The sequence below is a fragment of the Pararhizobium sp. DWP1-1-3 genome (assembly GCF_049896125.1).
GTDB lineage: Bacteria > Pseudomonadota > Alphaproteobacteria > Rhizobiales > Rhizobiaceae > Pararhizobium.
In genome coordinates this window covers 443,062-455,923 of the sequence record NZ_JAFCTR010000001.1, presented here as the reverse complement: position 1 = coordinate 455,923, position 12,862 = coordinate 443,062, and the positions used below count along the sequence as shown (strand labels likewise).

The 12,862-nt window shown below is 59.4% G+C and carries 16 protein-coding genes; 6 read left to right on the top strand and 10 right to left on the bottom strand.

Annotated elements, in window-relative coordinates; genetic code table 11:
• The first annotated feature begins 43 nt into the window (after positions 1–43).
• Genes ACP7BS_RS02095 through ACP7BS_RS02085 form a run of 3 tightly spaced genes read left to right on the top strand, consistent with a single transcriptional unit; the run spans position 44 to position 1,753 of the window.
• Positions 44–418: a COG4315 family predicted lipoprotein gene (locus tag ACP7BS_RS02095; RefSeq protein ID WP_426235713.1), complete on the top strand. Its 375-nt coding sequence runs from the start codon at positions 44–46 to the stop codon at positions 416–418.
• A complete protein-coding gene (locus tag ACP7BS_RS02090) occupies positions 402–956 on the top strand; it encodes an RNA polymerase sigma factor (RefSeq protein WP_426227784.1) in 555 nt (184 codons plus the stop codon). The genes ACP7BS_RS02095 and ACP7BS_RS02090 overlap by 17 nt, the downstream gene beginning before the upstream one ends.
• The gene (locus ACP7BS_RS02085; RefSeq protein ID WP_426235711.1) at positions 953–1,753 is read left to right on the top strand and encodes an anti-sigma factor family protein; all 801 of its coding nucleotides are present in this window, start codon (positions 953–955) and stop codon (positions 1,751–1,753) included. Before ACP7BS_RS02090 ends, ACP7BS_RS02085 begins: the two co-directional genes overlap by 4 nt.
• Positions 1,754–1,816: 63 nt before the next feature.
• Here the strand turns inward: ACP7BS_RS02085 and ACP7BS_RS02080 are convergent, their stop codons facing one another.
• From ACP7BS_RS02080 to ACP7BS_RS02050, 7 genes are all read right to left on the bottom strand, one after another.
• On the bottom strand, positions 1,817–2,182 hold the full coding sequence (locus ACP7BS_RS02080; RefSeq protein ID WP_426227781.1) for a nitrile hydratase accessory protein: 366 nt from the start codon (positions 2,180–2,182) through the stop codon (positions 1,817–1,819).
• Entirely contained in the window at positions 2,169–2,828 is a 660-nt protein-coding gene (gene nthB / locus ACP7BS_RS02075) for a nitrile hydratase subunit beta (RefSeq protein ID WP_426235709.1), read from the bottom strand. Before nthB ends, ACP7BS_RS02080 begins: the two co-directional genes overlap by 14 nt.
• Positions 2,825–3,448, bottom strand: coding sequence for a nitrile hydratase subunit alpha (nthA, locus tag ACP7BS_RS02070; RefSeq protein ID WP_426235707.1), 624 nt, complete (start codon positions 3,446–3,448; stop codon positions 2,825–2,827). Before nthA ends, nthB begins: the two co-directional genes overlap by 4 nt.
• A gap of 29 nt (positions 3,449–3,477) precedes the next feature.
• On the bottom strand, positions 3,478–4,275 hold the full coding sequence (locus tag ACP7BS_RS02065) for a hypothetical protein (protein WP_426235706.1): 798 nt from the start codon (positions 4,273–4,275) through the stop codon (positions 3,478–3,480).
• A gap of 34 nt (positions 4,276–4,309) precedes the next feature.
• A complete protein-coding gene (locus ACP7BS_RS02060) occupies positions 4,310–4,903 on the bottom strand; it encodes a LysE family translocator (protein WP_426227773.1) in 594 nt (197 codons plus the stop codon).
• Between the two features lie 81 nt (positions 4,904–4,984).
• A complete protein-coding gene (locus ACP7BS_RS02055; RefSeq protein ID WP_426235704.1) occupies positions 4,985–5,344 on the bottom strand; it encodes a type II toxin-antitoxin system PemK/MazF family toxin in 360 nt (119 codons plus the stop codon).
• Positions 5,337–5,606 carry an AbrB/MazE/SpoVT family DNA-binding domain-containing protein gene (locus ACP7BS_RS02050; RefSeq protein ID WP_426227770.1) on the bottom strand — a complete coding sequence of 90 codons (270 nt, stop codon included), beginning with the start codon at positions 5,604–5,606 and terminating at the stop codon, positions 5,337–5,339. The genes ACP7BS_RS02055 and ACP7BS_RS02050 overlap by 8 nt, the downstream gene beginning before the upstream one ends.
• Before the next feature lie 84 nt (positions 5,607–5,690).
• Between ACP7BS_RS02050 and ACP7BS_RS02045 the strand changes: the two genes are divergently transcribed.
• On the top strand, positions 5,691–6,536 hold the full coding sequence (locus tag ACP7BS_RS02045) for an aldo/keto reductase (RefSeq protein WP_426235702.1): 846 nt from the start codon (positions 5,691–5,693) through the stop codon (positions 6,534–6,536).
• Between the two features lie 5 nt (positions 6,537–6,541).
• On the opposite strand, the gene ACP7BS_RS02040 is transcribed toward ACP7BS_RS02045, so the two are convergent.
• The gene (locus tag ACP7BS_RS02040) at positions 6,542–7,513 is read right to left on the bottom strand and encodes an acyl-CoA desaturase (RefSeq protein WP_426235700.1); all 972 of its coding nucleotides are present in this window, start codon (positions 7,511–7,513) and stop codon (positions 6,542–6,544) included.
• A 191-nt stretch (positions 7,514–7,704) separates the two neighbouring features.
• Here ACP7BS_RS02040 and ACP7BS_RS02035 point away from each other — a divergent pair, with 191 nt between their 5' ends.
• Positions 7,705–8,061: a metalloregulator ArsR/SmtB family transcription factor gene (locus tag ACP7BS_RS02035; protein ID WP_426235698.1), complete on the top strand. Its 357-nt coding sequence runs from the start codon at positions 7,705–7,707 to the stop codon at positions 8,059–8,061.
• 11 nt (positions 8,062–8,072) lie between these two features.
• On the opposite strand, the gene ilvN is transcribed toward ACP7BS_RS02035, so the two are convergent.
• Both ilvN and ACP7BS_RS02025 read right to left on the bottom strand, forming a co-directional pair.
• Positions 8,073–8,645 (bottom strand): acetolactate synthase small subunit, encoded by a 573-nt coding sequence (ilvN, locus tag ACP7BS_RS02030; RefSeq protein WP_113316728.1) that lies wholly within the window; start codon positions 8,643–8,645, stop codon positions 8,073–8,075.
• 23 nt (positions 8,646–8,668) lie between these two features.
• Complete coding sequence (locus ACP7BS_RS02025; RefSeq protein ID WP_426227765.1) at positions 8,669–10,477, bottom strand: acetolactate synthase 3 large subunit; 1,809 nt, start codon at positions 10,475–10,477, stop codon at positions 8,669–8,671.
• Positions 10,478–10,797: 320 nt separating this feature from the next.
• Between ACP7BS_RS02025 and ACP7BS_RS02020 the strand changes: the two genes are divergently transcribed.
• Positions 10,798–12,852, top strand: a complete 2,055-nt coding sequence (locus ACP7BS_RS02020; RefSeq protein ID WP_426236457.1) for an ATP-binding protein — start codon at positions 10,798–10,800, stop codon at positions 12,850–12,852.
• Positions 12,853–12,862: the final 10 nt, after the last annotated feature.

Genomic DNA, 12,862 nt, shown 5'->3' with positions numbered 1-12,862 from the left:
GAAACAACGGTTCGATTGGACACTTCCAGAGAGGACACATCCCATGAGATTTCTTCCGCTCGTTACCGCATTCTCCCTGATATCCGCCGCTTCCGCTTTCGCCGCCCCCGCAGTCCAGACGGTCGAGACCGACAAGGGTAAGGTTGTCGCCGCCGAAAACGGCATGACGCTCTACACCTATAAGAAGGATGAAAAGGGCGAATCCTACTGCTATGATAAATGCGCCACCAACTGGCCGCCCTACCTCGGCGACACTTCGGCCAAGGCCGACGGCGACTATACGCTGGTCGAGCGCAAGGATGGCAAGAAGCAATGGGCTCTCAAGGGCATGCCGCTCTACTTCTGGGTCAAGGACGCGAAAAAGGGCGACGCCACCGGTGACGGTGTAGGAAAGGTCTGGGATGCCGCACGCCCCTGATCAGGACGCTCGCGTGAAGGGGGGACATCCCCCTTCCGCGGATACGTTCGAAAACCAGATCCTGTCGCTGGTGCCCTCCCTGCGGCGCTACTCGCGCAGCCTGGCCAAATCCGACAGCGACGGCGAAGACCTGTTGCAGGACTGCGTCGAAAAAGTGCTGGTGCGCCGCGGCCAATGGCGCGGCGTCAACCTGCGCGCCTGGGCGTTCACCATCATGACCAATCTCTACCGCGACCGGCACCGTCGCTTTGCCCAGCATCCGTCGGTGGAGCTCAACGATACGCTCGGCTTGACGGCCGAAGACGTTTCGGGCGACCCGTTGGAAAAGACCCGGCTCCAAAAGGCGCTGAATGCGTTGAGCCCGGATCACCGCTCGGTGCTGATGCTCGTCGTTATCGAGGGCTACGGCTATCAGGATGTCGCCGACATGCTGGCGATCCCGATCGGCACCGTCATGTCCCGCCTGTCGCGCGCGCGCCGTCAAATGGCAGCGCATCTTGCCGAAAACAACATCGTGGCACTCCGGAGACCGAAATGACAGACGACCACAAACCGGTCACCGATGCTGATCTGCACGCCTATGTCGACGGCTTTCTCGATAAGGAACGCCGAGGCGAGGTCGAACTTTGGTTGAGTGGTCATCCAGAGGAAGAAGCCGAGGTCCGCCAATGGCAGACACAGGCGGCTGAACTGAAAGCCGCATTCTCAGGCTATGCACAAGCAAACGAAAGCGACCGTACGCTGTTGAACGCTCGAAGAGAAACGGCAGCAACATCACCGGCCCCCTGGTGGCGCAGGGCCGCCCTCATCGCCGCTTCGTTCACACTCTTCCTGTCGGGCGCAGCGGCCGGTGTCTATGGCGAGAGACTGTTGACTAGCCCCGTGACGATCGAACCTGCTGCCGCACTCGACAGCCTGCCAGCTCAATCCAAGACGGCGTTTCTTGTCTATGCCAGCGAAAAACGCCACCCCGTCGAGGTCGGGGCCGATCAGGAGGACCACCTGGTTACCTGGCTCGGCAAGCGCCTGGATTACAAGCTGGTTGCCCCGGACCTCAAAGGCCTCGGATTTACCCTGGTCGGCGGCCGGCTCCTGCCGGTCAACGGCAAGGCAGGCGCGATGCTGATGTATCAGGATACGGCTGGCCAGCGCCTGACCGTTCTTCTCGGCAAAAACCCGGAAAACGCCGAAACCAGCTTCCGCTTCGAATCTGCAGGCTCTCTCGAAACCTTCTACTGGATCGACGGCAGCATAGGCTACGCCGTCACCGGCGAAGTCAGCCGCGCCAAGCTGCAGCAAATCGCCGAGGAATGTTACCGGCAGTTCGAAACCTGACGCGCTTTCAAAGAAAGGGCAGGCTGCGAAAATGGCCTGCCTTTCGTCAAGACATCGGCAGATTCAGCGCTGCGGGTCGTTTTCCAAAAGGATAGGCTTTCCGTGCGGTGTCGCTTCTGCGGCCCGGTGCCAGCTTTGCGTCAGCTGATCGAGATGGTCCGGCGAGGTGATCGACAGTTCGGTGACGAGGCGTGACAAAGCCGCGACCCAGCAATCGAAATAATCGCTCGCATCGGCCCGCCGGTGGGGCTTGTACAATTCATGCGACAGCGCCTCGGCCCATTCGCTCCAGGAAAACACGCCTTTTTCATGCAGTCGCACGGTCATGGCAAAGGCCTCCGCCTGCCAGGGCTCGGCAAAGACCGGGTCGCCTTCCTGCGATTTCGGTAAGCCCGGAGATCCGCTAAGCGACGATTCAAACGTGTTCAAGGTAACTCTCCCAGGCATCGATCGACACGGTCAGCGTCGGGTCTGCGCCCTCGCCCCAAATTTCTTCCCCGTCGAAAACCACGGTATAAACCCATTGCGGGTTCTCACCCTTGCCGTGGGCATTGTCGTCGGGAAACACGAACGAGCCCTGCACGGCCTCGATCCTGCCTTGCTTGGCACGCGCATAGCGGGGTAGCCGCGTATGGGTCTGCGGATTGAAGTTTTTCGTGCGCACCCGATCACCGGCCGCAAAACGCGGAGCGTCCGTCGCGGGCCTGTCGCACGGCCCGCCCTTGGCCAAAACACCCGGCACCATGTCCGCCGTCAGAATGCGTTTCGGCTCCCTGCCCTTATCCAGCATCTGTCCCGCAGCCAGTTCGGCGGCCGAGACGAAACCGTGCCGTTTCAACAGGGCCTCCAGACCGCGCATCCAGATTTCGTAATAGCTGGCAGAAAGATAGGTGGCAGGCGCCAGGCTTTCGCGGGCATGCCGGCTTTCATCGATCGTCCAGGCGCCGAAAGCACCGCAGGAAAGCGTCAGGCCGAGCGCCCGTTTTTCCCATTCGGCATGGAAATACGGCTCGTTCTTTTCCGGCGCCACCGGTCCCATGCCATGCTGTCCGCCCAGATCCTGCGCGCCGTTCATCGTGCCTCTCCAGCCGGTTTTGCCAGGCCCGTGCCGATCATCGCATCGCGCGTGACGAGATCGGCAAGCGCTTCCTGGTTAAGACCATCGGTGCCATCGGGCCGCTCCGGGATGACGATATAGCGAAGCTCTGCCGTCGAATCCCAAACGCGGATTTTCTTGGTAGCGTCCAGCGTTACACCGAATTCCTCCAGCACGCCGCGCGGATCGATCACCGCGCGCGAACGATAGGGCGGCGCCTTGTACCAGACCGGCGGCAGGCCGAGTACGGACCACGGATAGCAGGAGCACAGCGTGCAGACGACGAGATTGTGGGTCTCCGGCGTGTTGAACACGGCGCGCATATGCTCGCCCTGCCGCCCGGTATAGCCAAGGCTCCCAATCGCCGCCGTCGCATCGCTGCGCAGCCAGTCGGCAAAGTCCGGCTCGCTCCACGCCTTGGCGACAACACGGGCGCCGTTGCGCGGCCCGATCTTCGTTTCATAGGTCTCGACGATGGCATCGATCGCCGCCGGATCGATCAGCCCCTTCTGGGTCAGCACGGTTTCAAGCGCCTTCACCCGCGCCTGCATGGCGGAAAAATGGTTGTCGTGGTGATCGTGGTAATGGTGATCGTGCATGCTACCCTCGAATATCGCGGTCTGGTTTCTCAGTTCGTTGCGGCCGGCGGCAGGCCGCTGCCCATGTCCCCGCGCAATAGATTTTGGAACGCTACGGGGTCGAGCCCTCCCGGCTGGCCGAACGGATTGGAAAAAGCGAAAATGAAGAAGAGCACGACGCCGGAATAGGCGCCGAAAATCGATAGCAGAAACAGATGCGTCCGGTTCGGACGATAGACGTAGAACGGGATGGAAAGAAGGCAGAGCCCGATCACCGCCGGTGCCCAGAACATGCCTTCGAAACCGCCCGCCGCCGTCTGCTCGCGGATCTCGCGAAAGCGTGCAATCGCCGCTGCCCGGTCGCGCATCCTGTTGCTGAGAAAGCGTTGACGATCGGTTTGCGGCTCCAGATCGAGCAGGTGTTCATATACATCGTTCCATAGCGCCCAAGCCTTCGGCGAGAGGCCCTGCCGGTTTCCCAGCAAGTCCCATTCCTCGCCGACAACGGTGACGACATAATTCTCCAGTTCCTTCTGGACCGGAGCAACCACCGGGCCGCCGTAGCGGCCGGCATCATTGAACACATCCGATATCGCCACCGCTTCTTCCATCAGGTTGTTGCGAATACCCTTGTAGTCACCGAGCGCCTGCGCGTAGACCAGCGCCAGGATCAAACCATGCAAGGCGGCAATCCGTACCGCAATGGTCGCGGCCGCATCATGGGTTCGGTCGCTTTCCACTCCCGGATTGAGACATTTTCGCGCTGCGAAATAGCTGCCGAAGACAATCACAAGCGCACCGGCCACAAATGCAAGCCCGTCGATGATCAAGACAACCAGACCCGGCATGCTCGCCTCCCATCCCGCCGTGAAACCGGCCGCGCTAGCGCAGCATCGGCCAAAGACTGAGAACGAGCAAGACCGCCATGGTGATATTGAACCATTTGAGCCGCACCGGTTTGGACAGCCATTGCCTGAGCGCCGAGCCGAAACCAGCCCAGGTCGAGACACTGGGCACATTGACGATCGCAAAGATGGCACCGACGATAAGGACGCTGGTGATATAGCTCTGTTCAGTCGTGTAGGTCGCCATGGCCGTCACGGCCATCACCCAGGCTTTCGGATTGATCCACTGGAATGCCGCCGCCTGCAGGAAGGTCATCGGCACCGCTCCCGCCTTGCCTTCCGACAAGGTCCGCGATGTGCCGATCTTCCAGGCGATCCAGACGAGGTAGGCGCCACCGGCGAATTTCAGCCCGGTGTAGAGCATCGGTACGGAATGCAGCAGCGCGCCGAGGCCGAGGCCGACGGCGACCAGCAGTGAGAGGAAGCCCGCGCCGATACCCAGCATATGCGGGATCGTGCGGACGAAACCGAAATTCACCCCCGATGCGAACAGCATCATGTTGTTCGGCCCCGGCGTGATGGATGTGGTGAACGCAAAAAGAAACAGCGCCAGAAGCGTGTCGGCCTGCATGAAGTCCTCCCGATACTTAGGTCAGGATACTTGACCTATCTGTGAAGACCACCCGAAACTTGTCAGGGTGACAAGAAGCAATCAGCGTGCATGCGGGGGTACTTCGAGTTCGAGTAATCGGCCGACATAGCTGCGAACGATTGTGACGAAGTCTGCCGGAACGGTTTCGACATACCGAATAAGTCTTTCGCTTTTGTCGATCGCCCGGATCTGGTCGGCCAGAACCATGCCCACCGTCTTCAAGCCCGCCGCCAGGGCCACTTTCGTTGCCCAGGCCTCCATATTGCTTGTGATCGGGCAGACGATTACCCGTCGCGATTTCTCATGCATGAGATTGGACGAAATGATCAGGATTGGCCGAATACCGGACTGTTCGCTCCCCCTTGTCGGGTCGAGATTGACAAGGTAGATATCGCCAGCGGCTGGAATCCTGTCAGTCATGATCTGAAATGCGTTCGGACCCGACGTCGGGTCCCCAATCGACGGTTTTGGGCTCGTTTTCCCACCCGATACGGTCCATTTCGGCGACCATTTCCGTCAGCGGCGGCGCCAGCAACAGCCGTTTTTTTTCAATAATGGCCTGACCATCGCGAACAGTCAGATCGACGGTATCGCCATCTGCAAAGCCAAGTTCATCCATAGCTGCCTTCGGCAACCGGATGGCGGAACTGTTACCCCATCTGGAGATTGTGACCTTGGTCATGCCCGTGCCTCAATGATATACTGTGTATATCATGACGCTGACATGCGAACAATGTATCGGTCATTGACACGTGAGAGGTCTGGCATGCAACTCCCCATTCCCACCACATCCCTCCCCTCGGGCACGTCCATCCCCGTGATCGGTCAGGGCACTTGGCACATGGGCGAGCGCAAGGCGAGCGCCGTCGAGGAAGCCAAGTGCCTGCGCCATGGGCTTGATCTCGGCATGATGCTGATCGATACTGCGGAAATGTATGCAGATGGCGGTGCCGAGCGGATTGTCGGCGAAGCCATCAAAGGCCGCAGGAACGACGCCTTCGTCGTCAGCAAGGTGCTCCCCACCAATGCCAGCCGCGATGGCACGATCAAGGCCTGCGAAGCCAGCCTGAAGCGGCTCGGCACCGACCATATCGACCTCTATCTCCTGCATTGGCGCGGCCGCTACCGCTTGGCGGAGACGGTCGAAGCCTTCGAGGCTTTGCGCCGAGCCGGCAAGATCGGCGCCTGGGGCGTCTCCAATTTCGATGCAGACGATATGGAAGAGATGCTGGGTGTGCCGGATGGCGGCAATGTCGCCGCCAACCAGGTGCTCTACAATCTCGCCCGCCGCGGCATCGAATACGACCTTTTGAAGGATAGCCAGGCACGCGGCATACCGCTCATGGCCTATTCGCCGCTCGACGAGGGCCGGCTGATGCGCCACCCCGATCTCATCCATATCGCCAAGGCGCATCAGGCGACCGTCGCCCAGGTCGCCCTCGCTTTCCTGATCCGCAATCCCGGCGTCATCGTCATCCCGAAAACTGCAATGCCGGAACGCGTGCGCGAAAACCGGGCCGCCGTCGAGGTCCAGCTAACAGACGACGACCTCTCGATCCTCGACAAAGCTTTTCCGCCGCCAGGCCGAAAAATGCCGCTTGAGATGATCTGAGATCATTAGTGGCCACCTGTTTTTGCCGGCACATTGCTGTGCAATTCTTTGGATTGCGCGCTGCGTTGAGGCAGGCAAGAGGCAACCCGGCGCAACCCGGCCCGTTGTGGAACATTGGACGGCAGTTTGATGGATGAAGCCAAGCCCATTCGCTGGAGGAACCTGATGAAGCTCCAGCCAAGATCGACCTGCCCATTTTCAAGTCCGAGGCGTGCGGATTCCGGGAACGCGTGATGATTGCCATGGTAGCTTTCGCCGAAGGTGATCAGACCAAAGCGTGACAGGTTATAGCCTTGTACCGCGACATCATCGACACTCCACCCCTGTTCGCCTCCCCGATGGGCAAAATGGCCAATCAGCCAATGCCCCGTGAGCGAAACGGAAACACGTACCGCCACGCCCCAGACCAACCAAGGAAATCCGCCAAGAATGAACAGAAGTGCGGCAACGGGAACCTGTTGCAGCATCCAGGTGCTTTCGAGAAACCGGTAGAACCGATCGCGCGCGATCCTTTCTTCGATGATAAACTGCGGCGGATTGTCGAGCGACAGGGCGCAGTGCATCTGCCAAAAGGCATCCTGAAAAAAAGACCGTCGATGGGCAAAAAGATCATGGCATTCCCGTTGCCGCTGTGCCCAATCGCGGATGTCGTGCGCATAGATCATGCCGAACGGCCCAGCCATTCCGACCAGCGTTCCGATATAGACGAGAATATGCTCCACCCAGATCGGAGCCTTGAAGGATTGGTGGATCAAAAGACGGTGCATGCCAACGGAATGACCGAGGCAGATCGTGACGCCGGTCAAAACGGCGAAAACAGCCAGCGCATCTAGCGAAAAGGTCAGCGGAGCGAAAATGAGCGCGCCAATTGTCATGGAAGCAACCCAGAGTGACTTGCCTGCAACCCAGACGACCCTACCATTCAACGGATCGCTGTGCTTGCTCGAGAGCATTCTTCCGGTCGATAACGCTGCCATGCCATTCTCCCCTCGCGCAAAATGTGCCCCCTCTTGCTAGGAGGATTGAAAATATCCGGCGAACAAGATAATTAGGAAAAAAACTAATTATCTACATATCAAAAAAACAATATTTAGGCAATATACTAATTACCTAATCACAGCGGCCGTCAATGATTGCACAGCAAGCCCCCAGCAAAGGAGTCGTAGGTTTGGAAGAAAACGCTCTCGAAGAAGGCACTGAGGGCGACGCGGGGAAATCAATCCAGCGCGTATTCAACGCACTTTCCTCGCAGCCAAGGCGCAAGATTCTGGCCTACCTGTCGGCCTCTAGTCTGACGGCCGGAGAAATTGCGGAGAGATTCGACATGGCGAAACCCTCGGTTTCGCAGCACTTGGCTGTGCTGGAAACCGCAGGTTTGATCACCAAGGAGAAGCGTGGCCAGTTCGTTCACTACGCTCTTGTCGAGAACAATCTGGTCAACACGCTCAACGGTTTTGTTCAGGAAGTGTGCCCTGTCAGCCGTCCGCTGAAGAAGGAAAGCCAGGCTAGGGCCAAGAAGGAGTAAGGCTCGCCGTCTTACATCCCCTGCGGGCCGCGGTTCATTGCCGCGATGCCGGTGCGGCAGACTTCCAAGACGCCGAGCGGCTTCAGGATCGCCACGAACTGGTCGATCTTGGAGGATTTACCGGTGATTTCCAGGATGAAATGCTCAAGCGTCGCGTCGATGACCTTGGCATGGAAGGCGTCGGCGAGGCGCAGCGTTTCGGCCCGGCTTTCGCCCTGGCCGCTGACCTTGACCAGCGCCACTTCACGCTCGATCGGCCGGTCATGGCCAAGTTCGGCGGCGCGTACCGTCAGGTCGACGACGCGGTGGACCGGAACGATGCGTTCCAGCTGCGCCTTGATCTGTTCCAGCACGTGCGGCGTGCCGCGCGTGACGATGGTGATGCGCGACAGGTGCGACTGGTGCTCGGTTTCCGAAACCGTCAGGCTTTCGATGTTGTAGCCCCGGCCCGAAAACAGGCCGATGACGCGGGCAAGGACCCCCGGCTCGTTATCGACGAGAACTGAAAGCGTATGGTTTTCCGCCTTCTCGGTTTCCTTGGCGATGAAATAGGCGGAGCCGGTCGGCTGAAGATGTGCGTTCATGATCGTGTCCTTTTCCTATTCCATCAAACCAGTGCACGGCCCTTGGCGTCGATCGCATTGGCGACCGCTTCGTCCGTGGCCTCGTCCGGCAAAAGCATCTCGTTATGGGCCTTGCCCGACGGGATCATCGGGAAGCAGTTGGCGAGATTGGCGACGCGGCAATCGAAGATGACCGGCGCCGGGCTGTCGATCATCCGCTGGATGGCAGCATCGAGATCAGCCGGCTTGTCGCAGCGGATGCCGACACCGCCATAGGCCTCTGCCAGCTTGACGAAATCGGGCATGGCTTCGGTGTAGGAGTTGGACAGGCGGTTGCCATGCAGCAACTGCTGCCATTGGCGGACCATGCCCATATATTGGTTGTTGAGGATGAAGATCTTGACCGGCAGGTTATGCTGCACGGCGCAGGACATTTCCTGGATGCACATCTGGATCGAGGCGTCGCCGGCAATGTCGATGACGAGAGCATCGGGATGGGCGACCTGAACGCCGATCGCCGCCGGGAAGCCGTAGCCCATGGTGCCGAGGCCGCCCGAGGTCATCCAGCGGTTCGGCTGCTCGAAACCATAGAACTGCGCCGCCCACATCTGGTGCTGGCCGACTTCGGTGGTGATGTAGGTGTCGCGATGCTTGGTCAACTCATACAGGCGCTGGATGGCATATTGCGGCATGATGACGTCGTCGTTCATCTTGTAGGCGAGCGAGTGGCGAGCCCGCCAGCGCACGATACCTTCCCACCATTCGGCCAGACGTGCCTTGTCGGCATCCTTGGCTGAAGCCCGCCAGACGCGCACCATGTCTTCCAGAACATTGCCGATGTCGCCGATGACCGGAACATCGACGCGCACGGTCTTGTTGATCGACGACGGATCGATATCGATATGGATTTTCTTGGAGTTCGGCGAAAAGGCATTTAGGCGGCCGGTGATGCGGTCGTCGAAGCGGGCGCCGATGCAGACCATGACGTCGCAGTCGTGCATCGCCATATTGGCCTCGTAAGTGCCGTGCATGCCGAGCATGCCGAGCCAGTTCTTGCCCGATGCCGGATAGGCACCCAGCCCCATCAGCGTCGAGGTGATCGGAAAATTGGTCAGCTCGACCAGTTCGCGCAGCAGTTTTGATGCTTCCGGGCCGGAATTGATGACGCCGCCGCCGGAATAGATGACCGGGCGGCGGGCAGTTTTCATCAGCTCGATCGCCTGCTCGATCTGGCGCATGTCGCCCTGCAGCTTCGGCTGGTAGCTTTTCTGGACCTTCGAGGCCGATGGCGGCGTGTAGGTGCCGGTGGCGAACTGAACATCCTTCGGAATATCGACGACAACCGGGCCAGGACGGCCTGACTGGGCGATGCGGAACGCTTCATGAATGATGCTGGCCAGTTCGTTGACGTCCTTGACCAGCCAGTTGTGCTTGGTGCAGGGCCGCGTGATGCCGACAGTGTCGCATTCCTGGAAAGCGTCGGAACCGATCAGCGACGTCGGAACCTGGCCGGTCAGGCAAACCAGCGGAATGCTGTCCATCAGCGCATCCTGCAGCGGCGTCACGGCATTGGTCGCACCCGGACCGGAGGTGACCAGCATGACCCCGACCTTGCCGGTAGAACGCGCATAACCTTCGGCCATATGACCGGCGCCCTGCTCGTGGCGGACCAGGATGTGCTGGATATCGTCCTGCTGGAAGATTTCGTCATAGATCGGCAGAACGGCACCGCCCGGATAACCGAAAATATGCTCCACACCATTGTCCCTCAGTGCCTGAAGAACAATTTCCGCCCCAGTCATGCGATTGTCCTGCATCTGGTTTGCTTCCGTCTGGTTGTCTGTACCGCTCATTGGCCTGTTTCCGTCCATGTTCGCGTTTTGGCTGTATCGTGTTTGAAGGCATAAAAAAAGGCCCCTCGAGGGCCTGGTGTTTTGCGCATGGGTGGCTATCGCCGGATGGTTACACCATCCTGCCCATGCGCCGTCCCACCACAAGAATAATTACGATATTGATCATGGGCGGGATTGATAAACAGAAATGTCCGCTCCGTCAACGTCTTTCCCGAAAACAACCAGAGCGAGCTTAATTCAACAAAACACGCTCAAGTCCGTGAAACAACTTGTTAAATCCCATCCGGTAATATGGAGCATTCGTGGCCAGGGGTTTCCTATTGCTGAACAATGAGCTCCATTCTTCGATCAGCGCCGCAGAGCAGGATCGACGGGATACCCTGAAACGGGGCAACCGATTTCTCGGCCGTGTCGTTGCGTGCAGCGGTTCACGGGCGACGATTGCAGCCATTGCCGAAAATGGCGAAACCTCGCTGACCGAATTATGGTCCGTCGGCAGGCTTATTTCCATCACGGTCGGCGAAAATCGCGTCGTCGCTCTGGTCTATTCGATGCAGACAGCCACCAACGAATGGGGCGAAGAGCTCGACAACACGTTCCGCATCGAAGTGGAGCTGATGGGCGAAGTCCATCTCAGCCCGAGCGGCCGCGAGGAATTCTCCGCCGGCATTACCCAGTACCCCTATCTCGGCGCCATTGCCCACCGGATCCGCTCTGCCGACCTTGCCCGCATCTACGATACTGGCAAGAACGACACGTGCGTCATCGGCAAGCTGACCCAGGATGAGAGCCTCGACGCCAGCATCCATGTGCCCTCGATGCTGTCGAAGCATTTTGCCATTGTCGGCACCACCGGCGTCGGCAAATCCACTGCCGTCAGCCTGCTGTTGCACAAGGCCATCGCCTCCGATCCAAAGCTACGCGTGCTGATCCTCGATCCGCACAATGAATTCGCCGCCGCCTTTCCCGATATCGCCGTCGTCATCGACACCGACAATCTTGATTTGCCCTTCTGGCTGATGAAGCTTGAAGAATTCGCCGAGGTCATTTTCCGCGGCCGACCGCCGGTCCCGGAAGAACTCGACATCCTTCGTGATGTCATTCCGGAAGCCAAACGAGCTTTCAAGGGGTCCGCAGACTCAGGATTGGCGCGCCGAACCAGCGAGAAAAGCTCGATTACCGCCGACACGCCGGTTCCCTACCGCATGGCCGATCTGCTGGCGATGATCGACGAACGCATCGGCCGCCTGGAAGGCCGCAATGACAAGCCGCATCTGCGGTCGCTGAAGGTGAAAGTGATCGGCGCCATCAACGATCCGCGCTACAATTTCATGTTCTCGTCGAACACGATCACCGATACCATTCTGGAGACGATCGCCAAGATCTTCCGCATTCCCGGAGATGGCAGGCCGATCACGACGTTCCAGCTCGCCGGCATTCCATCCGAGGTCGTCAATTCGGTGGCGTCCGTACTCTGCCGCATGGCGTTTGAAATCGCCCTGTGGAGCAATGGCGGCGTGCACATGCTGGTGGTTTGCGAAGAAGCGCACCGCTATGTTCCGGCCGATGCCAGCCTGGGCTTCGTGCCGACCCGCCAGGCGATCGCCCGCATCGCCAAGGAAGGCCGTAAATACGGCGTTTCGCTGGGGATCATCACCCAGCGGCCCGGCGAACTCGATCCGACCATCCTGTCGCAATGCTCGACGGTCTTTGCCATGCGGCTTTCCAACGACCGGGACCAGGAAATCATTCGCTCGGCGATCCCCAATTCGTCGATTTCGACCACCAGCTTCATTTCTTCGATCGGCAATGGCGAGGCGATTGCCTTCGGCGAGGCCGTGGCTGTACCGATGCGCATGCGCTTTACCCGCGTCGAGGAGAAAAATCTGCCGAAAGCGAACGGTATTGGTGTCAAGATAACGGATGAAACACCGGACACCGTCGATCTGCGCAATGTCGTCTCGCGTATGCGCGCGATGAACGGCCCAGACATTTCCAGCTTTCAGAACGCCTATACCGCAAGCCTCGGTGCGTCTGATGGCAATGGTGCCAGGACTGAAGAGAAATACAGCGACGACATCGGGTTTGGCCGGGAAAATCCGGACATTGCGGACGAGAGCTTTGATGCGGCCGCCGAGCCCTACAATCCGGCCATGCTACCGCGGGTGGAGCCACCCAACCCGCAGCTCGAGCGGTTCAACCAGATCCGCAGCCAGCTGCTGTCTGACGATCAGGGCGGACCACCCCGGCCGGATCCCTACCGGACCCCGCCGCGCACCCCGCCAAGCTTCTCTCAATCCGGCACCGACCAACCCCGGCCGTCTTTGCGCGAGAGCCTGCTGAAAAAGCCGCTGAGCAGCATCATCCGCAAGTAGTTCAGGAACC